The following is a 20,444-nucleotide window of genomic DNA, read 5'->3' as shown; positions in this document are numbered from 1 at the left end:
GCTTACCTGATTCAACTTATGAAAAAAATCTTACTCGTTCTATTATTCGCGTCGCTGACGATTCGCGCGCAGGTTCCTAGTCCTAAATCGCATTTTGGCTTTAACATAGGCGATAATTACCATTTAGCTACGTTTACGCAGACGGAAGGTTACCTGAAAAAGGTCGCCGCAGCGTCCAATCGCATAAAGTTGCAGTCGATTGGAAAGACCGAAGAGGGACGAAATCAATACATGGTCATTGTTTCTGATCCGGCAAATATTAAGAATCTGGCGAAGTATAAGGCCATTTCGCAGCGCTTGGCGCGGGCGGAAGGCTTGTCTGAGCAGGAGGCTAAGTCTTTGGCCAAAGAAGGAAAAGCCATCGTCTGGATCGACGGCGGTCTACACGCCACAGAAACGGTAGGAATTCACCAATGGATCGAATCCATCTACCAGTTCACGACCAGAAACGATGAGGAAACGAAACGCATTCTTCAAAACACGATCATCCTATTTGTCCATGCAAATCCAGATGGTCAGGAACTCGTTTCCAATTGGTACATGCGCAAAGCAGATACGCTGAAACGCTCGACCGATAACTTGCCTCGTCTGTATGAAAAATACATCGGACATGATAATAACCGCGATTTCTACATGATGAATATGAGCGAGTCTACGAATATGGCTCGCCAACAATACATCGAATGGATGCCTCAAATCCTATACAATCACCACCAAACGGGTCCAGACGGAACCGTCGTTGCAGGTCCTCCTTACCGCGATCCATTCAATTATGTGTACGATCCGCTTCTTATTACAGGAATCGATGCCTTAGGTGCGGCGATGAGCTCACGCTTAAACGCAGAAGGCAAGCCGGGTTATACGATGAAATCAGGTTCCGTTTATTCGACTTGGTGGAATGGTGGATTGCGTACCACAGCCTATTACCACAATATCATTGGTTTATTAACGGAGATTATCGGGGATCCAACTCCTGAAAACATTCCATTAGTACCTAATCGTTTGATTCCCAATTCGGCGACACCATTCCCCATCACGCCGCGCAAATGGTTCTTCAAGAATTCGATTGATTATTCGCTTTCGTTGAACTATGCCGTGTTGAATTACGCGACTCGTTACCGTGAAGAGGTGTTGATGAATATTTACAAGATGGGTAAGAAATCGATCGACTTAGGATCTCAAGATTACTGGACGATGTCTCCAAACAAAGTGGAGAAGTTAGCAGAAATTTCAGGTGGAAATTATAAGAAGAAAGCAGATAGTTTATTCGCCGCTGTCTACAAGAATCCGGCGACTCGTGATGCGCGGGCATACATCGTGACGGCAGATCAACCCACTTCAGGTATCGCCTTTATTAATATCTTGATTAAAAGTGGTATCCGGGTTGAGAAGGCTACAAAAGCTTTTGAGGTAAAAGGAAAAGCCTATCCAGCAGGTTCTTATGTCGTGAAGACAAATCAAGCTTTCCGTCCGCACGTGATTGATATGTTCGAACCACAAGATCACCCGAATGACTTCCAATACCCAGGAGGACCTCCAGTTCGTCCGTATGATGCTGCTGGCTGGACGCCTGCTTATACGATGGGGATTCAGTTTGATCGCATGTTGGAAGACGTAAACGGTCCATTCGAAACGGTTCCTTATGGCGAACTTCAAAAGTCTAAACCCGTATTTGCTACGGGTGCTTATTATTCATTCTCCACTTCGGATAACGCATCGTTAACCTTATTGAATGATTTGCTAAAAGCGGGTGTAGAAGTGTCGAAAAACGCTTCAGCGTTTTATGTGAAACACAGTGCGGCAGCAGCAGACATTTTGGCGAAGGCGACCGTGAAAACACAAGCACTAAATGCTTTGCCAGCTGATGTTTCCCGTAAAGTAGGCACGAAGCGTGTGGGTCTTTGGGATACCTATGGTGGTTCGATGCCGTCGGGTTGGTTGCGTTGGATTTTAGAACAGCACCATTTTGACTTCAAATTAGTGTTCGCTAAGGAGATCGATAAAGGTGGATTACGTTCGAAATTCGATGTCTTGATTTTTGTCAAAGGAGCCATTCCAGGTTTAAGAGCAGAGCCGGCAAACGAGTGGGATGAGAAAGAACCAGTAGAGGCTGATATTCCAGCGGAATACCAAGAGACGATGGGTAAGATAACTGCAACTAAATCTGTACCTGCGCTTCGCGCTTTCTTAGAAGAGGGCGGAGATATCATCACGATTGGATCGAGTGCGAACTTGGCCTATCATTTAAATCTGCCTGTAAAGAATGCTTTAGTGGAAATGGTGGGAGGAAAAGAGCGCAATTTGCCGGGTGAGAAATTCTATATTCCAGGCAGTGTGATGCAAGTGACGGTAGATCAAAATTCACCAGCAAACTGGGGAATGGCGCCTAAAGCGGATGTGATCTTTGCAGCAAGCCCCGTGTTTAAGTTAGCGCCGGAGTCTATCTCTCGTGGTGTATTAACTCCATTAGCGTGGTTCGCGACAGAGAAAACGTTGCGCAGTGGTTGGGCTTTTGGCCAGGCTTATTTGCAAGATGGGGTAGCAGCTTTCCAAGCGAAAGTGGGTAAAGGAAATTTATATGTGTATGGTCCAGAAGTAACGTTTAGAGGCCAAACACACAGCACATTCAAAATGGTATTCAATCAATTGTATGAAAACAATCGCTAAGATTTTAGGGGGCTTTATTGGCCTAATCATCATTTTACTTTTTATCGTCTGTGAACGAGACAGACCCGTAGAAGAGCTGATTCCTCTGTACGCGAACAAGGATTCTAAATTCATGCCTATCATGGGAATGAAAGTGCATTACCGGGACGAGGGTGTCGCAACTGATACCTTGCCGCTGATTTTATTGCACGGAATGTCTTCGTCTTTGAATACCTGGGATAGTGTGGTGATTGATTTGAAGCAACATAGACGGGTGATTAGCCTTGACTTACCAGGATTTGGACTAACGGGACCATCCCCTGAAATGGCCTATAATTTCCCTTATTATTCGAAGTTCATCGATTCTTTTGCTACGCGTCTAAAAATCAAGCGATTCATCTTAGCGGGTAACTCATTGGGCGGGGCAATTTCCTGGAATTATGCCTTACACAATCCATCACGCCTCGCTAAAATGATCTTGATCGATGCGGCCGGATATCCGAAGAAAGGGGAAAGTGGTTCCTTAGGATTTAAGCTGGCATCCACTCCTGTGATCAATAATTTATTGTTGTATGCCACTCCCAAAGCCTTAGTGCGTAAGAGTTTAGAAACGGTCTATTATGATCCAGCTCGCGTGACGGATGAGCAAGTAGAGCGTTTCCATGATGTGGCGATTAGAGAAGGAAACAGAGAAGCCGCATTGATGATTTTCAAAGGCTCATTTAAAGGTAATCCAGAAAGCATTAAAGAAGTCAAGACGCCTACTTTGATCTTATGGGGCGATAAGGACAACCTGATCGGGGTGAATAACGTCGATAACTTCTTGAAAGATATCAAAGGAAGCAAAGCGGAGATCTATAAAAACGTAGGACATGTGCCTATGGAAGAGGTGCCTGGAAAGGTGGCGGCTTCGATATTATCTTTTGTGCAGTAAATGAAGAAAATTGTCTTGCTATTACTTTGGTGTTATTCCTTATCTGCCCAAGATTTAGGCAGAGGGATAAACCTAGGTAATATGTTTGAGGCTCCCTCAGAAACTGCCTGGGGTAATCCATTCAAAGAAGAGTACATTACGAAGATTGCCGAGCAAGGTTTTAATCATATCCGAGTGCCGATTCGCTGGGATGTGGCGGAAAGGACACAGCTCACCGCACCCTATACCGTTAACCCCGTTTTTTTAGCGCGGATTAAATCGGTTGTGGATTTAGCGATTTCTAAGAACCTCTATGTGATCATCAATATGCATCACCATGAGGAGATTTTTACTAATCCGGCTGGGGCAAAACCTCGTTTCATAAGCCAGTGGTCTCAGATAGCGAATTATTTCAAAGGCTATGATCAACACCTGCTTTTTGAAGTACTGAATGAGCCGCATGATGCCTTGACGCCTGATTTGTGGAATGTGTATTTTGCGGAGGCTTTGGCAGAAATCAGAAAAACGAATCCGACTAGAAAAGTACTCTTAGGAACGGCTTTGTACGGAGGTTTGGAGGGGGTGAAAAATATTAATCCGCCATCGGACCCGAACTTAATTCTGAGTGTACATTATTACAGTCCTTTTAATTTTACACATCAGGGGGCAGATTGGGCTGGAAATAAAGATAAATACCTGGGGACGAAATGGGAGGATTTGCAATTAGAAAGGGATCAAGTGATTGCGGATTTTAGCTATGCCATCCAATGGGCTCGTTCAAAGAATATTCCGCTCCACGTGGGCGAATTTGGGGCCTATGAAAAAGCCGATATGGCATCTCGTGCCAGATGGACTACTTTTTTAGCTAGGTGGATTGAGTCGCAGGGCTTGAGTTGGGCGTATTGGGAGTTCTCCGCTGGTTTTGGCATATATAATCCTGTCTCTGGCACATACAATACAGAATTAGTCAATGCCTTATTAAAAAATCCGTTGCCTGCTGCTAAAGTACTTCCGACGAAACAATTGTTTGATTTAAATGGTACCGCAGGCTGGAATTTGAACCTGAATTCGGGCGCCTCTGCCACCATGAATGCGGAGGGGACAGGCCTTAAAGTAGCCATTTCATCGGTGACAGGTACGGGTTGGCATATACAACTAGCCAGATCGGGATTTCCTCTTTCGTATAAAAGAAGGTATTTAGTGAAGTTTAGGGCCAAAGCAGACAAAGCCATTTCCTTTACCGGCTATATGGGTCGCGCTTCAAGTCCCTATAATGCTTACAGTAATTACAACTCATTTACCGTAGGTACAACTGAATCTGAATACACGTTTTTATTCACGATGAATGAGCCTTTTGACGCTAATGCGCGGATATCTTTTGACCTAGGTAATTCTACAGGAGTATTGCAAATTACGACACTAAAAGTGGAGGAAATAGTGGACGAAATCCCATTAGAGGCACGCTTTGAGCAGAAAACTCCAAGAGTCTACCCTAATCCGTTTAATCAATTTGTGCATATTGAGGGTGAGGGTCCGCAGGAAGTTCGATTTGTGGATTTGACTGGTCGAATTCATCAAAGTTCAAAGATGGAAACAGGAGGAGTGTTGGAAACGAAAGGGTTAATGCCTGGACCTTATATTTTGCAAGTTAGTACCGGCAAATCAAATGAATTTGAAACGGTGAGCGTATACAAGCAATAGGACTTTCCAAAAGATTGTTTTATTATTGTATCAATTATTGACAATAAACCTATTTAACAAGTAAACTATGAAAAGAATCTGGCAACTTACTTGCCTGCTAGGCCTAATTGCGTCTAGCGCGTTTGCACAGACTGATTTTAAAATGCCTGTTCAGGCTAAAATCGAATCAGGAATCATCGAAGGTGATTACAATACACAAACAGGAGTTCAGACGTATTTCGGTGTACCTTTTGCCAAACCACCGGTAGGAGATTTACGTTGGAAAGCACCAGTTCCGGCTGAACCTTGGTCTGGAGTGAAAAAAACAAAAGCTTTTGGACCACGTCCTATTCAGGCGATTGTTTTCGGGGACATGGGATCTCGTTCTGCGGGTCTAAGTGAAGATTGTTTATATCTGAACGTTTGGTCTCCTGCAAAAAGAAATACGAAAAACTTACCTGTCTTAGTTTACTTCTACGGCGGTGGCTTATTCGCGGGGGATGCATCGGAGCCACGCTATGATGGCGAGGCGATGTCTAAACAAGGAATCGTGGTCGTGACGGTGAACTACCGTTTAGGCCTTTTTGGTTTCTTTACTCACCCGGAATTATCAGCGGAGGCTTCTTATAAGGCCTCTGGAAATTATGGCTATTTAGACCAAAACTTAGCCTTGCAATGGGTGAAGAAGAACATCGCTGCTTTTGGCGGAGATGCGTCTAAAGTGACGATCGCTGGGGAATCAGCAGGTTCTGCCTCTGTATCTGTCCAAATGGCTTCACCGCTATCAAAAGGCTTAATCGCCGGAGCCATCGGCGAAAGTGGTGCGGGAATTAATCCGACGATGTCCCCGGTACCTTTAGCGCAAGCAGAGAAAGCGGGTGTAGCTTTTGCGGAAAAAGCAGGAGCGAAGTCTTTGAAAGATTTACGCGCCATGTCATCTCGCGAATTATTTGAAATCGCTCAAGAGACTCGCACCATGAGTTTCTCTACGGTGGTGGACGGTTATTTCTTGCCAAAAACATTACCAGAATTATTCAATGCAAAACAGCAATCGATGGTTCCTTTATTGTTAGGTTGGAACTCAGCGGAAATTCCGGGTGGAGCCTTTATGCAAGGCAAGCCGTATACGCATGATAATTATGTGGCTAAAGTAAAAGAAGCATATCCAGTAGATCACGAAACCGTTCTAAAATTATATCCATCGGGTTCTGAGGATGTGATCGAGCGTTCAGCTACGGCTCTAGCGGCGGATCGTTTTATCTCTTACAGCACGTGGAAGTGGTTTGATTTACATCGTAAGAATTCAACGCAACCGGTATACCGTTATTTATATTCACGCCACCGCGCTCCACTAGTGGACAAGTCAGTCGCGTCAGGTTTAGCTGGGGGAACAGTGAAAGCGGATCCAAATGCACCGAAACCTCGTCCAGCGGTGGGAGCTCCTCACGCTTGTGAGATCGAATATTGCATGGGCAACTTGCACTTGATTAAGGATTACGCTTTCACGGCGGATGATTATACGGTTTCTAAAACGATGTTCACCTATTTCGCGAACTTCGTAAAGACGGGAAATCCGAACGGAGGAACTTTGGCAAACTGGCCAGCAGCAGCTCCACAAGATAAGGAGCCAGGTGTGATGGTGATTGATGTGGAATCCAAAGCAATCAAGGCGACGGATGACGCACGTTATGAGTTCTTAGACAAATTCTATAAAAACTAATCTTATGAAAAAATTATTAATGGCTAGTGCGCTAATTATGGCCTCCATGGGCTTGAAAGCGCAAATTACGACCGGTAAAGATGTGGCTATCGTGGCGACGGATGCCGGTAAAGTACGTGGTTATATTCACAGTGGAATCTATACCTACAAAGGGATTCCGTATGCGGAGGCGGCTCGTTTTGAAGCACCTCATAAACCTAAACCTTGGGCTGGCGTTCGTTCGTCTATGTCTTATGGTCCGGTTTCACCCTTAATTGACGAGACTACTCAGATTCAGGACGAATCAGAATTCGTATTCAACCACAACTGGGGTTTTACGAATGAAGATTGCATGCGCATTAACGTGTGGACGCCTGGTATCAATGATGGAAAGAAACGTCCGGTGATGTTCTGGATTCACGGTGGTGGATTCACAGCTGGTTCGGCGATTGAATTGCCGTCTTATGATGGAGAGAATTTGGCCAAAAAAGGGGACGTCGTAGTCGTTTCCATCTCCCATCGTTTGAACATTACGGGTTATTTAGATTTATCGGCTTACGGCGAGAAATACAAATACTCGGCAAACAATAGCGTATTGGATATGCGTGCGGCGTTAGAATGGGTAAAAGAAAATATCGGCTCTTTTGGGGGTGATGCGAAAAACGTAACTATCTTCGGACAATCTGGCGGAGGCGCGAAAGTAAATACCTTGATGGCGATGCCTTCAGCGAAAGGCTTGTTCAGCAAAGCAATCAACCAAAGTGGCTCCTTCCGCGCAAACATGTTAGACAAAGCAACGACTCAAAGCATCACTGCCGAAGTCTTGAAAGCGCTTAACATCCCAGCAGCGAAAGTAGATAGCTTGCAAACGATCCCATATCCGGTATTAGCTTCTGCCGGAAAGAAAGCCTTAGCAACCATCGCTGCCCAAATGAAAGCAGCAGGAAAACCCGTAGTTGGTTTTGGCCTTAGCTGGGGACCATCAGTAGACGGCGACTTATTGCCTTACCAATTGTTCTCGAAAGAGGCATTCGAATTATCTAAAGACGTGCCTTTGTTAATCGGAACAGTGAAGAACGAATTCATGCCATCCATCATGACAGGAATGTCCGATGCGACAGCAGAACAAGTGGATGCCTATATCAAAAGAACCTATGGTGACAAAGCGGAGGCGTTCAAGGCAGCCGTAAAGAAAGCCTATCCGAATGACACGAAGCCATCTGATTTAATGGATGTGGACGTGATGTTCCGTCCAGGAGCAGTGGTTCAGGCGAAAGAGAAATCAGCTCTGAAAGCGGCACCCGTTTACATGTATTTAATGACGTGGCAATCACCCGTGATGGATGGTAAATACAAAGCTTTCCACTGCATGGAATTACCGTTCTGCTTCAATAACATCGCGCGTTGCGAGGAAATGACAGGAGGCGGAAAAGAAGCCTATGTCTTAGCAGACCGAATGAGCTCGTCTTGGATTAACTTTGCTAAAACGGGTAACCCGGGTCACAAAGGTATCCCGGCTTGGCCTACGTTCGATACTGCAAATACAGCGACGATGCACTTCAATAATACTTGCGAGGTGAAACCTCAGCAAGATGCGGAATTGTATAGCTTGATTGCTAGATAAATCATTGCTTTGTAATAGAAAAGGCCCTTTGCGAGAAGGGCCTTTTTTGTATACTATAAGAAAGATTAACTCATTTTACCTATCGCACAACTGACATAGGACTTGGCTTGTTTGAACACGGAGTTTTCTCCTTTTTGTGGGTAACCCATACTATTTAACGAATCAATGACCTCGCTTAATTGATACTGATCTCCCGTTAAGCTGACCTTTTCCTCGTCTTTATCGATTTCTACTTTTTTGACACCAGTTATTTTTAATAAAGCGTGCTTTATGCTCGTCATACATCCTGCACACTTAATGTTTTCAACGAAAATCTCTTGCGTTTTCATGGTGTTATTATTTGTTTAGTCAAATGTAGCCTATCTTTAAGCCATAAAAAGTGATATAAGTCACTTCTACCTTTATGAGCAAACATTTTTCTCTTTCAGAACTCCAAACCTGGGACCGTTTCACCCGCGCTAATTTAATCAACTCCTTGAGTGGATTTAAAAGTCTTTCGCTGATCGGAACGGTGAACGGCAAAGGCGTTTCAAACCTAGCTGTTTTTAGCAATATTGTTCATTTAGGAGCTGATCCAGCGCTGATTGGTTTTATTAATCGTCCTTTAGCGGCTGCTCCTCATACCTTACAAAATATCCAAGAAACTGGTATTTATACGGTTAATTTAGTGACGGAATCGATGTACAAACAGGCGCATCAGACGAGTGCGAAGTACCCGGATGGCGTTTCAGAGTTTGAAATGACTGGCTTGACAGAGGAATTCAAAGAGGGATGTCTTGCGCCTTTCGTGGCGGAATCCCCGGTACAGTATGTGTTGAAATTCGAGCAAGTGATGCCCATTGAGTTGAATAATACTTTTTTAGTTATTGGATCTTTGCAGGAGGCCTATGTGCCAGCAGGAATTCAGGAGGAGGATGGCTTTTTGGATTTGGCCAAAGCCGGAGTCTTAACCTCCCTGGGAACCTCAGGTTATTACAAAACAGATAAAATTGATAACTTGCCGTATGCAAAAACTACTTAATCTCGTAGACGAATTAGCGTCTTATATTCCGCAGTTAGAAGCTCGTAATGAGACGGTTTCTTCGTCCTCTGTGGGCTGGCAAATTGAGCATAGTTTATTAGTTATTTCCTCTGTGATAGAGGGCGTAACGAAATCAGATCCTTCAAAATACAAATGGAGTTTTCGCCCTATTAAGTATTTGATTTTTTGGCGTGGGAAAATCCCAAGAGGTAAATCTAAGGCGCCTAAATTTGTGGTTCCTGATATATTTACGGCAGAGACGCTTCAAAATCATATCGATCTATGTCGCACTAAAATAAGGGCATTTGAATCGGTAGGAGCGGGACATTATTTTTCCCATCCTTATTTTGGCGATACGAAAAAGAAAGATGTCATTCCGTTTTTAGTGATGCATACAGATCACCACATGGTGATTATTAAGGATATTCTAAAGTAAACCTGCGCTCTTACCAGCAATAAATCCGGTCGTCCAAGCGGATTGAAAATTGAATCCACCGGTGATACCATCGATGTCCATTACTTCACCCGCAAAAAATAAGCCAGGGCACTTTTTACTTTCCATGGTTTGGACACTGATATCTTGTAAGTCAACGCCGCCAGCAGTCACAAACTCTTCCTTAAAGGTCGTTTTCCCTTGGACCACATAACGGTCGTTAATCAAGGTATTGATTAATTTATTGAGCGCTTTGCCACCTAATTCATTCCAGCGTAAGCTGGTCTTGATTTCATTCTTTTCTAGTAAGTAGACCCAAAGTCGATTCGGCATCGCAAAGGGATTCAAATTGGACATCATTTTGGCCCCATGCTCTTTGATGACTTGCGTGATTAGCACCCGCAATTCTTCTTCTTTTGTTTCGTCTAACCAGTTCACCAGGATGGCGCATCGGTATTCTTTCTCTGCCAAAATCCGAGCTCCCCAAGCTGACAGTTGCAGAATAGCCGGTCCACTCATTCCCCAATGGGTGACTAATAGAGGCCCTTGGCCTACAAGTTTTTGGCCCTCAATCCGAACACGGGCTTTCTCCACCACAATTCCCATTAAATCGCGTATAGGTTCCTGCGGCATGTTGAATGTAAAAAGGGATGGGACTGGCGGAATGATCTGATGTCCTACGTCTTCTAGCCAAAGCAATCCAGACATCTTCGGTTGTCCACCGGTCGTCACAATCACGCGATCCGCGTCATATTCTGTATCATGGCAATGGATGCGAAAGCCTTTCGCTGTAGGCTTTATTTCTTCCACTGATTGACAGCTATGCAGGTTAATGTGCAAGCGTCTTGCTTCCGACATAAAGCAATCGATGATGGTTTGGGAATCGTTCGAAAGGGGAAAAATACAATTGTCGTGGTAGGTCTTCAAAGCTACACCTCGAGTCTCTAGCCATTCGACCATAGAGGATGCATTAAAGACCTCAAAAGCCTTGCGGAGGAATTTCTCTCCTCGTGGGTAGTTCTCAGATAGCAAACGGGAATTAAATGTAGCATTGGTCACGTTGCAGCGACCACCACCAGATATTTTGACCTTTCCTAAAAACTTGGATGTTTTCTCCAGGATGGTTACTTCGGCCTCAAGGTTGTGTTCTTTGGCAGAAATAGCAGCGAAAAATCCAGCGGCTCCACCACCTATGACGATTATTTTCATTGGATAAAATCTGCGCGCATAGGATTAAACGAATCCACCAAAATGCCTTCTTCAAGAGCGACTACACCATGGTCAATAGAGGGAGGGATGAAAAACACGTCACCTTGTTTCAGGATCTTCTTTTCATCACCAATTTTCACCTCAAAAACCCCACTTTCTACATACGAACCTTGGGTATGGATATGTTGGTGAATTGCACCGACTCCTCCTTTTTTGAAATGCACTTTTACGATCATTAGACCGTCATTATAGGCCATGATTTTGCGTTTGCAATATTCGTCTAGGATTTCCCATTCGATATCAGCGTCTGCGATCCAATGTGTCCTGTTTAAAGGTGCTTTGCTTAAAGGTGATTTACTCATGTACAAAAATAAGATAAAATCAGGAAGCAAATCGCATAATATCAGTTTACTGTTATTATGACTCTTTTGAATCCACTAGTTTAGTGTCATTAAAACGGATAACCACTATGAATAACCTAAAGTCAAAGAAGCGATTAAGTCAATTTTTGGAATCATTTCATCTATTGTCGACCGAAGAATTAGCGATCATTTTGCGCGCTTTTAAATACCAGCAGACTAAACGTAATCAACCCATTACCTCTTGTGTCGACTTGAATCCGCGTTTATATTTTGTTGTAGATGGCCTTCTTCGACACTTTTCTACAATTCCTAACACAACACAGCAAGACGCCACTATCGATCGAGGTTTTGTCCTCCCTTCTACTTTCTGTTTATCAGCTGCTAGTTTCCAGCCTACTAAACTAACAATCATTCATTCGGAAACGATTAAGCGAACAACCCTACTTTACCTTGATCGTTGCGTACTCGATCAACTATTCGTTCAGATTCCTGTTCTCTCTCTTCTTTTTCGTCAACTAATGGAGCTCTATTTTTTTGAAATGGAACACCTAAACTTGATTTTACACATGGGTAATTGTCAAATGCGTTACGAGTATTATTGTCTTCACTTTGCTGCGCATATCAAACAAGTACCTGATAAATACATTGCTCAATTTCTGAATATCAGTCCTTCAGAATTAAGTAGAATTAGAAGTAGAATGGCAAAAGGGAAGCCATTTAAGGCAAATGCTTCTCCTTCGTTTGTTGATTAATTTCTTCTTCTATGGCAGACGGTAGCGGTTTGAAATTCGGATGAGAAGCAGCTTTTTCCCAATAAGGGTCGCTGTAAATAGATAAATCCCCTAGTGAAGTTCTCTTAGAGAATCCTTTTTCGTCCCCTTTTTCGATCTCAGCGGAATGAATAAAAAATTCCGTGATGGAATGATATTGATCAAAGTGGGATTTTCCTTTCGCTTTGAAATTTATTTTATTCACATTCTTATGATAGATGAGCTGGATGGGATCGAAGTTTTCTCTATTCTCGACTTGAGCGATACTTTCTTCGTCGTTCACTAAGATGTGCGATTCCATTCCCAAACTTTTAAGTATTTGAGGTTTCCCTAGTGGATATTGATGAATTGCCACTTGAAGAAGTTGGACATTTATTCGATTCATTTGACCCCAGCGAACCCCTGTCTCAGCTTGTATGAGCGCAACTGAATCTTGCCTCGCGTTTAGGGCTTGGGCCGAGGCTTGTAAGTCTCTAGTTCTAATCAATTCGAGGATAGGAGGGAGGGTGATGGTCATGCCGTAACTCGTCGATTTTCCCTGAGAAGCCATTTTAAACAATTGGCCTTTGAAATTTCGTTGTTGAATCCGTTTGTATTCGACGCTTTTGTTTGGATTTGCAGGGACTAGGACTTCTATCTCGCCATCACTGAAAAACTCTAGACTATCATTTCTAAATTGAAAGCTCCGGAAATAGCCTTTTAGTAAAACGCCCATTTTCCGTTTATTCGATTTTACTTGAACGTCAGCTAACTGAATGCTGCGTGGTTTTAAATAAACTTGCGGTGTCGTCGCTGTACTTGTTTTGCTTTCGTACAGAAAATGAGAAAATAGAAAAGTGGCTGGAGATTTCAGCTCAACTTCGCCTTTTGCATCACTGAGTCCCATTAGAACGCCTGTAAGGGAATAGACCTCTATACCTTCGATAGGTTGTTGGTTTTTCTCATTTAGTACGCGTATTTGTGCCAAAGAGGAATAGGAAAGGGCGAGTAATAATACGATTTTATGTAGCATAGTATTGGGAAGAATAATAGGGGTTAGGACCGAGGTCCTAACCCGTTTATTAAAATATTTTTTTACCAAAAAGATAAAAATCAACTTCTGTATTGTGTTTTATGCCGTCCATGACTCCAGAGATTTCTAATTTAAAGATGTTTAGAAAGCAAGCTTCTGAGGTTTTGATTGTCGGACTTGGATTGATTTGAATACTCGAAATGAGTAGTGCGGCTAGAGTAATGCTAGCTAGAAATCGATTCGATTTCTGAATTGTTGATTTTAGGTATAACATGGTTAGGTATGTAAATAATGGTCACCTACTCTTTTATTAGGTTTTTCGGCAGTCACCTGAGGTTCGCGATCCTTAGGTCAAATGTCCACTATTAAATACGAGTAATTCTTGCGCTAGAGCAAGAAAAAAAAGCCGGGACGATGCCCGGCTTTCTGTATTAATCTGCCAAAGTCTGGTAAACCATCTGGCGTAAACTGTTGTGGTATTCCCAGGTGAAATTGCTTTCTTGAGTCATAAATAAGGCGATTAGTTTTTCTTTCGGGTCGATAAAGAAGTGAGTGTTGTTCGCACCTCCCCAATAGAATAATCCTTTTGACGCCGGAGTTTTCGTCGCTGGCCCGTCGGTTACCACGGCAAAGCCTAGGCCCCATTCTGTTCCTGGAGTTGGGAATAAGTCTCCCGTGTGATTGGAGGTCATTAATTCCACGGTCTTGCGGCTCAAGTATTGTTTCCCTTTATAGGTTCCGCCTGCCAGCATCATTTGGCAAAAAGTCGCATAATCTGCAGCCGTCGAAAACAAGCCATTCACGCCACTCCAAACCGTCACGTTTTCAAAAGGAGGCTGGTTCGCCGCAACAGAAATCGTTCCATTTTTACCCTTAGTATGCAAGGCAACAATTTTAGCTTGTTCCTCTTTAGGCACATTATACCCCGTATGTTTCATCTCCAAAGGCTCAAATAAGCGAGACTTCAAAAACTCATTTACACTCATTCTGGAGAATTTTTCGATCAAAACACAAAGCACATCTGGTCCAGCGCTATAATTCCATTCCGTACCCGGTTGAGTCAATAAGGGGAACTTCGTCATATTGGCCACACGCTCTTGAATCGTTTTAATGCCGGGTTTGAAATAGCCATTTCTGAATCGAATCTGAACAGGGTTTTGGTCCAAACCATGCGTTAATCCACCACTATGACTTAATAATTGTGTCATTGTGATCTGCGACTTTAACGAATCAGTTGGAGCATCCGGGCCATCATTTACACTTCTTACTACGCGCAAGTTTTTAAACTCGGGTAAGTACTTCGATACAGGGTCGCTTAATTTGAAATACCCTTCTTCATACAACATCATAAATGCCGTGGAGATGATGGGTTTCGTCATGGATTGAATATAAAATAAATCATCCGTCGTCATGGGTGCTTTCGTGGCTACGTTTTTGTACCCCAAAGCCCCTTGGTGAACCACCTGGCCATTGTGAATGATCATCGTCACAGCTCCAGGAATGTTTCCCTTATCCATTTCGGACTGAACAAATTTTTCTAATCGTTTTACCCGGTCGACATTGATGCCGGCCACAATTTTGGGTGCCTGTGCACTGATTTCGCCTACGAATAGGAGACTAATCAGGAGGAGGAGGTGTTTAGTGAATTTCATTGTTTTGATTTTATGAGAGGTATTAACGTAAAGGTGCTAGAATTTGTCTAGATTACAAAACACAATTTTAACCACTACATACAATGGAAAACACCTTAAGTCTTTACCTGAAAAAGTACGGCATTGCCGCCGGTATTTTGGTTGATCAACTCATTTGCATTTTTATACTACATCGCGGGCAAGACTACGAAAGTTCTAAGATGTATGTTCATTTGGGAACTTTGGTATTAGTTGCCTTTATGTGGATCAAATACCGTGAATACCAGCGCATACATTGGAAAGCCATGTTGGTAATCGCCTTTCTCTTATTGATCTTTTACCTACTTGTTGCACGATAAAAAAAAGGACAGCCGTTAAGCTGTCCTTTTTAATTATTTCCCTTTTTTCTGTGCCGCCATCCATTCCATAATAGAGACCGGCTTGCCATTCACTCGAACGGGTGATCCGTCTAGATCCGTTCTGGGTAGGTTTTCGTGTAGGTAAACCCAGGACCAGTGGCCATTGTATTCGAAGCCTTTTCCGCCGTAGAAATTAGTGATATCAGTTACGTGATCATAGTAGGTGAAGTGGACGTTTTTCGCACCTGCCTTGCGTAAACGATCGAACACAGGAACCACTGTAATGTCAGGAATGGTGGTTCTGTCGTCTTTGGAGTGTACAAACCAAATAGGCACATTCTTAATCTTCTGAATATCACTTTCTGCAATGTATTCTGATTTATAGGCCAAAGCGCTAATGTATCCAGCTGCGAAATAATCCGGATTCAAAAAGATCAATTTCAAGGCCATGTATCCTCCGTTTGAACATCCGCCTACATAAATGCGGCTAGGGTCGATGCCTGGATTTGCTTTGACATAGTCTTTTATTAAGGCCATTAAGCCCTCGTTATAGATATCGTTGTCTTTACCTTGCGTACCCACTCCTTGCGCATTATGCATCCAGGCGCCTGGGCATTGCGGAGATAATACGTAGGCTCCTTCGAAGATGGATTGAATACCTTCAGCGGCATAGTTGGCTGCTTTGTTTCCCAAAAGAGGGACCGTAGGATCCGTTCCACCTTCGCCACCGCCGTGAAGCCAGATGATCAAAGGCGCTTTGTCCTTCTTTACTTTAGGGGTGAAAGTAGCGTAAGACATCGTTAATTTATCATTGAACACGTATTTGCCAGTTAGGTCAAATTGATCAATCAATGGCATGATTTTGCCTGTGGAAGTATCCCAAATTTGTCCCGTCTTAGGCTGTAAAATCGTTAAGGAATAATCTACCCAAACGTTTCCTTTGCTTCGCAAGTATTGAAAAGGGGAGCTAATGGGTAACTGAGGCCCCACGGATAAAACCAGTGTAATGTTTTTGCCTGTTCGAACACGCGCACCATTTTCATCCGAAACGTAAGCAGTAACGATTTCGCGTTTAGTATCTTGGTCTGCGATAGGGCCTGTGCTTAATTTTCGGCTAGCATAAACGGTATAGTCTGCCGCATTCACTTTAGAGGTGGTGTCATTCAAGGCTAGAATGACTTTGTTTACTCCGGCGCCCCAGTCGAAGCCTTCAACGACGATTTTGTAGGTGCCTGTGGGTTTTGCTACCGCGCTGAAAGCAAATAGCGAAAGAAGTAAGAAGATTTTTTTCATATTTATATAGGTTTAGTAAGTTAATTCACATTTCTCCCCATCGCACATCTTACGAATGTCGCCAGAATAGATATTTTTAAGGTCAGATTTCAATAATTCACGTTTTTCTAAGGATAGTTTACGAAGTAATTTGCCCTCTGCGAAGCGGCGAGTTTGAGTTTCATTTTCCAAAATCAAGCCAGGGACTTCTGTCAATTCGCCATCATCATTCTTTGCCGCCATGGTAAAGTAGCACGAGTTCGTATGGGTGACCACACCCGTTTTTGGCTTTAAGGATTCAATTCGCATTCCGATAATCATCGTAGTTCTACCTACGTAATTTACCGAGGCTTTGATGGAGACTAAATCGCCCACTTCCACTGGATTAAAGAATTCTACACCTTCCACGGCCACGGTTACGCAGTAATTACCGCTGTGTTTTGCCGCGCAAACATAGGCGACTTTATCCATCAAAGAAAGCAAGGTGCCCCCATGGATTTTGCCACTGAAGTTAGCAAACGCTGGAATCATTAATTCAGTAATCGTGGTTTCAGAATCGGTAACTCGCTTAGGAATTAGCATGTAGGTGGATTTAGTAGGCTCTAAGCTAGCTAAATTTTGGCCATAAAAAAAGGCCACCCCTTTCGAGATGGCCTTCAACTGAATTAGGAAGATTATTCCCCATCCACTTTCTTAATGAAAGAAATAACGCCGTTCATGTAGACTTTTTGGTCATCCCACATCGCTAAATGGCTGCCGTTAGGACAGTATAAATAGGATCCTTTTTGGACTAATTTACTTTGTTCTTCCATCGCTTTCGGATCCATCGTGTCGTATTTTGCACCGATCATCAGGGTAGGAACATATAGTTCTTTTAAGCGATTTTTAATATCCCATTTTTCCAAAAGTCCGCTAATCCCAAATTCGCTCGGCCCTTGCATACGGACATAGATGTCACTATTACCATGTTTTAACGTGCGATTCAAGGCATCTGGCCACTCTTGTAAGCGGCAAATATGTTCCTTGTAGAAGTTAGGAATCAATAATTCCATGTAGCGCGGATTGTTAAAATCCTTTTTTGCTTCGATCGCTCTTACTTCCGCTAGGACTTTAGAATCCATCTGTTTGGCTAAAACCTCCTCCGCATATTTTCCATATTCTGGAGCACTCGCTACCATGTTCGAGACCAAAAGGCCCTTCATGTTTTTCTGGTATTTCAGCGCATATTCCATGCCTAAAATGCCACCCCAGGAATTTCCGATGATGTAAAAGTTAGACGAATCAGCACCGATGGCCTTGCGCACTTGTTCTACTTCCTCAACAAATCGCTCCGTTTTCCAAAGCGTCGAATCCGTCGGTTGATCACTGTAATACGAACCCAGTTGATCGTATTCATAGAATTCGAAGCCCTCTCTTTGGAAAAAAGTCTCAAAACATTCCATGTATTCGTGCGTCATCGCCGGGCCGCCGTGTAGCAAGAGGATTTTGATTTTAGGATTAGTGCCAAAACGCTTCGTCCATACCTTATAGGTGCCGGATGGCGTCTGTATAGGAATCATTTTTACACCGCCAGCTTCGAGGCTGTCTGGGTAAGTGAAGTAATTAGAGGCGGTTTCACTACTTTTCGAACAGGAGGAAAGGGTAAAAATAGAAAAGGCTAATAGTAGGAGTTTGTTCATCGTTTTTTTACTTAAACATAGTAATATTTGACTACATTTGCCTCCGTTAAAGCCTATTTTGGTGCAACTTATTAGCAGATCATGTCTAAGAATGTTAAAATATCGGTGTTGATGGCCGTCTATAATACGGACTTTCAATTAACCAAAAGAGCCATTGATTCTGTTTTACAGCAAGATTTTCAGGATTTTGAGTTGATCATCATTGATGATGGAAGCACAGAAAATGACCGTAAGGCCTTATTAGAATACGTAGAAGCCTACGAGGAAAAAATCGTTTATATTAGGCACCGCAATCGCGGACAAGCTGAATCCATTAATCGTGGTGTGTTAAATAGTGTGGGGGAATTTATCACTATTTTAGATAGTGATGACGAATACAAGCCCTATCATTTGAGCACTTGTTTGAAAGAAATTGAAAACGTCGATTTGATCTGTTCTACGGCAGAAACGGTGGTGGACACCGTGGAAGATTATTACGTTCCGGATAAAAATGACCTGAGTAAACCGATACATTTAGATGATGCGGTACTTTTTGGAACCTTATTTGGGCATCAAAAAGTGTTTAAAAGCATTGACTTTAAAGGAGGTTTTGCAGCGGATTCAGCTTTCTTTGAGCGTGCTGAGATAGAATTCAAAACGAAGAAAGTATTCCAAAGATCCTACATTTACTACCGCAATAATCCGAATTCTACCTGCGCTTTATTGAAGCAAGAACTCCTGTTGAACGCGAATTAATCATGCAACATCTTGTTTTAGCTTGCCACATTACCGGAGTGTATGACGTGAATCGCAACATGACGTTAGCAGATGATTCCTATGATCTCGTTCAAGAATGGGCGGAATCAGTGGCTGCGGCTAAGCTGAAAGGCGTTATATTTCACAACAATTTTTCAGACGAGAATTGTGCGCGTTATTCAAATGAATACATTTCGTTCGAGCGCATCATGTATAATCCAGCTTTTAATCCGAATGTCTACCGCTATTTCGTGTACCGCGATTATCTAGCTAAGATTACGCAAGTTCAGGGTGTATTTGTGACGGATGTATCTGATGTGACTTTGGCTCAAAATCCGTTTATTCACCCACTCTTTACAGCTAATCCAGATTCTCTTTTCTGTGGGGATGAGCCCAAAACTTTACATAATGAGTGGATGCTGGCGCATGCGGAGCATCTGCGTGGGCAAATGGAAGATTATGCCGCCTATGAGGAACGTTTTGCTTCTGAGGCCCTTTTAAATTGTGGCGTTTTTGGTGGATCTTTTCCGCTCTTTTTTGACTTTTTGCAGCAATTATGCGCCTTGCATGAAACCTACAATCATAGCAATAAAACTGCCTATACAGGGGATATGGGGGCCTTTAATTACCTGGCTAGAACTCGATTTAACGCAAATTTACACCACGGAGCTCCCGTGAATACCATTTTCAAAGCCTACGAAAATGACCGAACAGATTGTTGGTTCAGGCACAAGTAACTATTTGTACGAATTTCAGGAAATGGTCCATTTTAGGTGAATAAAACTTACCGTTAAATAAATAGTGCAATTTAATAGAGGAATATTGTTATTTATTTCAATAAATTGGCAAAAATTTATTCTACCAGTGGCCGATCACTTTAAATACGGGGCGGATTCTGAAAAGCCTTATGAGTAGGTAAACCTAAAAACTATTACTATGAATTATTATTTAAGTATTTTGAAAAATTATGCAACGTTCACTGGCAGAGCTAGAAGAAGCGAATTTTGGTATGGTATTTTATTTAATTTTTTAGCACTTATCGTAGCCAATGTGTTGGATAATGTGCTTGGTACTAAAATCATGACTGATTTTGGTTTTGAACTGCCTTATGGCTATGTATACATTGGCTATGTTTTATTAACATTCATCCCTTTTTTAGCTGTTCAAGTAAGACGATTACATGATGTAGGCAAAAGTGGTTGGTTTTATTTGATAGTACTTATCCCTTTAATTGGATTTATTTGGTTGCTAGTTTTAGATTGCACAGAGGGAACTCCAGGACCAAATCAATATGGAGAAAACCCTAAAAATGTAGGCTAGTAATTTATTCTCCTTTTCATAAAAAAACACCTTAGTAATTATTAAGGTGTTTTTTTATGATTATTACCTGATCGATTCT

20 protein-coding genes are annotated in these 20,444 nt (G+C 42.7%); 12 read left to right on the top strand and 8 right to left on the bottom strand.

Annotated features, from left to right (window positions below; genetic code table 11):
* Positions 1-18: 18 nt before the first annotated feature.
* From SKC37_RS09395 to SKC37_RS09375, 5 genes are all read left to right on the top strand, one after another.
* Positions 19-2,667, top strand: coding sequence for a M14 family metallopeptidase (locus tag SKC37_RS09395; RefSeq protein ID WP_377981230.1), 2,649 nt, complete (start codon positions 19-21; stop codon positions 2,665-2,667).
* Entirely contained in the window at positions 2,651-3,580 is a 930-nt protein-coding gene (locus SKC37_RS09390; protein ID WP_377981229.1) for an alpha/beta fold hydrolase, read from the top strand. The genes SKC37_RS09395 and SKC37_RS09390 overlap by 17 nt, the downstream gene beginning before the upstream one ends.
* Positions 3,581-5,260 (top strand): cellulase family glycosylhydrolase, encoded by a 1,680-nt coding sequence (locus SKC37_RS09385; protein ID WP_377981228.1) that lies wholly within the window; start codon positions 3,581-3,583, stop codon positions 5,258-5,260.
* Between the two features lie 67 nt (positions 5,261-5,327).
* The gene (locus SKC37_RS09380; RefSeq protein ID WP_377981227.1) at positions 5,328-6,959 is read left to right on the top strand and encodes a carboxylesterase/lipase family protein; all 1,632 of its coding nucleotides are present in this window, start codon (positions 5,328-5,330) and stop codon (positions 6,957-6,959) included.
* A 4-nt stretch (positions 6,960-6,963) separates the two neighbouring features.
* Positions 6,964-8,562: a carboxylesterase/lipase family protein gene (locus tag SKC37_RS09375; RefSeq protein WP_377981226.1), complete on the top strand. Its 1,599-nt coding sequence runs from the start codon at positions 6,964-6,966 to the stop codon at positions 8,560-8,562.
* Between the two features lie 65 nt (positions 8,563-8,627).
* Here the strand turns inward: SKC37_RS09375 and SKC37_RS09370 are convergent, their stop codons facing one another.
* The gene (locus SKC37_RS09370; protein WP_377981225.1) at positions 8,628-8,891 is read right to left on the bottom strand and encodes a heavy-metal-associated domain-containing protein; all 264 of its coding nucleotides are present in this window, start codon (positions 8,889-8,891) and stop codon (positions 8,628-8,630) included.
* A gap of 74 nt (positions 8,892-8,965) precedes the next feature.
* Between SKC37_RS09370 and SKC37_RS09365 the strand changes: the two genes are divergently transcribed.
* The gene (locus SKC37_RS09365; RefSeq protein ID WP_377981224.1) at positions 8,966-9,583 is read left to right on the top strand and encodes a flavin reductase family protein; all 618 of its coding nucleotides are present in this window, start codon (positions 8,966-8,968) and stop codon (positions 9,581-9,583) included.
* Positions 9,567-10,019 (top strand): hypothetical protein, encoded by a 453-nt coding sequence (locus SKC37_RS09360; protein ID WP_377981223.1) that lies wholly within the window; start codon positions 9,567-9,569, stop codon positions 10,017-10,019. Before SKC37_RS09365 ends, SKC37_RS09360 begins: the two co-directional genes overlap by 17 nt.
* On the opposite strand, the gene SKC37_RS09355 is transcribed toward SKC37_RS09360, so the two are convergent.
* Both SKC37_RS09355 and SKC37_RS09350 read right to left on the bottom strand, forming a co-directional pair.
* Positions 10,011-11,225, bottom strand: coding sequence for a BaiN/RdsA family NAD(P)/FAD-dependent oxidoreductase (locus SKC37_RS09355; RefSeq protein ID WP_377981222.1), 1,215 nt, complete (start codon positions 11,223-11,225; stop codon positions 10,011-10,013). The two genes, SKC37_RS09360 and SKC37_RS09355, sit on opposite strands and share 9 nt — an antisense overlap.
* On the bottom strand, positions 11,222-11,587 hold the full coding sequence (locus SKC37_RS09350; RefSeq protein WP_377981221.1) for a cupin domain-containing protein: 366 nt from the start codon (positions 11,585-11,587) through the stop codon (positions 11,222-11,224). Before SKC37_RS09350 ends, SKC37_RS09355 begins: the two co-directional genes overlap by 4 nt.
* Positions 11,588-11,694: 107 nt before the next feature.
* Here SKC37_RS09350 and SKC37_RS09345 point away from each other — a divergent pair, with 107 nt between their 5' ends.
* A complete protein-coding gene (locus tag SKC37_RS09345) occupies positions 11,695-12,339 on the top strand; it encodes a Crp/Fnr family transcriptional regulator (RefSeq protein WP_377981220.1) in 645 nt (214 codons plus the stop codon).
* On the opposite strand, the gene SKC37_RS09340 is transcribed toward SKC37_RS09345, so the two are convergent.
* Positions 12,305-13,369, bottom strand: a complete 1,065-nt coding sequence (locus SKC37_RS09340) for a hypothetical protein (protein ID WP_377981219.1) — start codon at positions 13,367-13,369, stop codon at positions 12,305-12,307. The genes SKC37_RS09345 and SKC37_RS09340 overlap by 35 nt on opposite strands.
* A gap of 431 nt (positions 13,370-13,800) precedes the next feature.
* Positions 13,801-15,021 (bottom strand): serine hydrolase domain-containing protein, encoded by a 1,221-nt coding sequence (locus tag SKC37_RS09335; protein WP_377981218.1) that lies wholly within the window; start codon positions 15,019-15,021, stop codon positions 13,801-13,803.
* Positions 15,022-15,104: 83 nt separating this feature from the next.
* On the opposite strand from SKC37_RS09335, the gene SKC37_RS09330 reads away from it, so the two are divergent.
* Entirely contained in the window at positions 15,105-15,359 is a 255-nt protein-coding gene (locus SKC37_RS09330) for a hypothetical protein (RefSeq protein WP_377981217.1), read from the top strand.
* Positions 15,360-15,392: 33 nt separating this feature from the next.
* Here the strand turns inward: SKC37_RS09330 and SKC37_RS09325 are convergent, their stop codons facing one another.
* From SKC37_RS09325 to SKC37_RS09315, 3 genes are read right to left on the bottom strand one after another with little or no spacing between them, the layout of a single operon-like run.
* Positions 15,393-16,652: a prolyl oligopeptidase family serine peptidase gene (locus SKC37_RS09325; RefSeq protein WP_377981216.1), complete on the bottom strand. Its 1,260-nt coding sequence runs from the start codon at positions 16,650-16,652 to the stop codon at positions 15,393-15,395.
* A 12-nt stretch (positions 16,653-16,664) separates the two neighbouring features.
* Positions 16,665-17,291, bottom strand: a complete 627-nt coding sequence (locus tag SKC37_RS09320; protein WP_377981215.1) for an acyl-CoA thioesterase — start codon at positions 17,289-17,291, stop codon at positions 16,665-16,667.
* Between the two features lie 14 nt (positions 17,292-17,305).
* Positions 17,306-18,310 carry a proline iminopeptidase-family hydrolase gene (locus tag SKC37_RS09315; protein ID WP_377981214.1) on the bottom strand — a complete coding sequence of 335 codons (1,005 nt, stop codon included), beginning with the start codon at positions 18,308-18,310 and terminating at the stop codon, positions 17,306-17,308.
* Between the two features lie 81 nt (positions 18,311-18,391).
* Between SKC37_RS09315 and SKC37_RS09310 the strand changes: the two genes are divergently transcribed.
* The 3 genes from SKC37_RS09310 (at position 18,392) to SKC37_RS09300 (ending at position 20,365) form a co-directional block, all read left to right on the top strand.
* Entirely contained in the window at positions 18,392-19,045 is a 654-nt protein-coding gene (locus tag SKC37_RS09310; RefSeq protein WP_377981213.1) for a glycosyltransferase family 2 protein, read from the top strand.
* Positions 19,046-19,047: 2 nt separating this feature from the next.
* Positions 19,048-19,782, top strand: coding sequence for a hypothetical protein (locus tag SKC37_RS09305; RefSeq protein ID WP_377981212.1), 735 nt, complete (start codon positions 19,048-19,050; stop codon positions 19,780-19,782).
* A gap of 199 nt (positions 19,783-19,981) precedes the next feature.
* The gene (locus tag SKC37_RS09300) at positions 19,982-20,365 is read left to right on the top strand and encodes a DUF805 domain-containing protein (RefSeq protein WP_377981211.1); all 384 of its coding nucleotides are present in this window, start codon (positions 19,982-19,984) and stop codon (positions 20,363-20,365) included.
* The last annotated feature ends 79 nt before the right edge of the window (positions 20,366-20,444 follow it).

Origin of the sequence: Aquirufa esocilacus (genome assembly GCF_042715595.1) — a bacterium.
Taxonomy (GTDB): domain Bacteria; phylum Bacteroidota; class Bacteroidia; order Cytophagales; family Spirosomataceae; genus Aquirufa; species Aquirufa esocilacus.
The sequence above is the reverse complement of the archived record's forward strand: the minus strand, read 5'-3'. Positions and strand labels throughout refer to the sequence as shown.

Bases quoted from the DNA above. Each gene is read 5' to 3' on its own strand.
- SKC37_RS09395 (WP_377981230.1), top strand. From the start codon at position 19: ATGAAAAAAATCTTACTCGTTCTATTATTCGCGTCGCTGACGATTCGC.
- SKC37_RS09390 (WP_377981229.1), top strand. From the start codon at position 2,651: ATGAAAACAATCGCTAAGATTTTAGGGGGCTTTATTGGCCTAATCATC.
- SKC37_RS09385 (WP_377981228.1), top strand. From the start codon at position 3,581: ATGAAGAAAATTGTCTTGCTATTACTTTGGTGTTATTCCTTATCTGCC.
- SKC37_RS09380 (WP_377981227.1), top strand. From the start codon at position 5,328: ATGAAAAGAATCTGGCAACTTACTTGCCTGCTAGGCCTAATTGCGTCT.
- SKC37_RS09375 (WP_377981226.1), top strand. From the start codon at position 6,964: ATGAAAAAATTATTAATGGCTAGTGCGCTAATTATGGCCTCCATGGGC.
- SKC37_RS09370 (WP_377981225.1), bottom strand. From the start codon at position 8,891: ATGAAAACGCAAGAGATTTTCGTTGAAAACATTAAGTGTGCAGGATGT.
- SKC37_RS09365 (WP_377981224.1), top strand. From the start codon at position 8,966: ATGAGCAAACATTTTTCTCTTTCAGAACTCCAAACCTGGGACCGTTTC.
- SKC37_RS09360 (WP_377981223.1), top strand. From the start codon at position 9,567: ATGCAAAAACTACTTAATCTCGTAGACGAATTAGCGTCTTATATTCCG.
- SKC37_RS09355 (WP_377981222.1), bottom strand. From the start codon at position 11,225: ATGAAAATAATCGTCATAGGTGGTGGAGCCGCTGGATTTTTCGCTGCT.
- SKC37_RS09350 (WP_377981221.1), bottom strand. From the start codon at position 11,587: ATGAGTAAATCACCTTTAAGCAAAGCACCTTTAAACAGGACACATTGG.
- SKC37_RS09345 (WP_377981220.1), top strand. From the start codon at position 11,695: ATGAATAACCTAAAGTCAAAGAAGCGATTAAGTCAATTTTTGGAATCA.
- SKC37_RS09340 (WP_377981219.1), bottom strand. From the start codon at position 13,369: ATGCTACATAAAATCGTATTATTACTCGCCCTTTCCTATTCCTCTTTG.
- SKC37_RS09335 (WP_377981218.1), bottom strand. From the start codon at position 15,021: ATGAAATTCACTAAACACCTCCTCCTCCTGATTAGTCTCCTATTCGTA.
- SKC37_RS09330 (WP_377981217.1), top strand. From the start codon at position 15,105: ATGGAAAACACCTTAAGTCTTTACCTGAAAAAGTACGGCATTGCCGCC.
- SKC37_RS09325 (WP_377981216.1), bottom strand. From the start codon at position 16,652: ATGAAAAAAATCTTCTTACTTCTTTCGCTATTTGCTTTCAGCGCGGTA.
- SKC37_RS09315 (WP_377981214.1), bottom strand. From the start codon at position 18,310: ATGAACAAACTCCTACTATTAGCCTTTTCTATTTTTACCCTTTCCTCC.
- SKC37_RS09310 (WP_377981213.1), top strand. From the start codon at position 18,392: ATGTCTAAGAATGTTAAAATATCGGTGTTGATGGCCGTCTATAATACG.
- SKC37_RS09305 (WP_377981212.1), top strand. From the start codon at position 19,048: ATGCAACATCTTGTTTTAGCTTGCCACATTACCGGAGTGTATGACGTG.
- SKC37_RS09300 (WP_377981211.1), top strand. From the start codon at position 19,982: ATGAATTATTATTTAAGTATTTTGAAAAATTATGCAACGTTCACTGGC.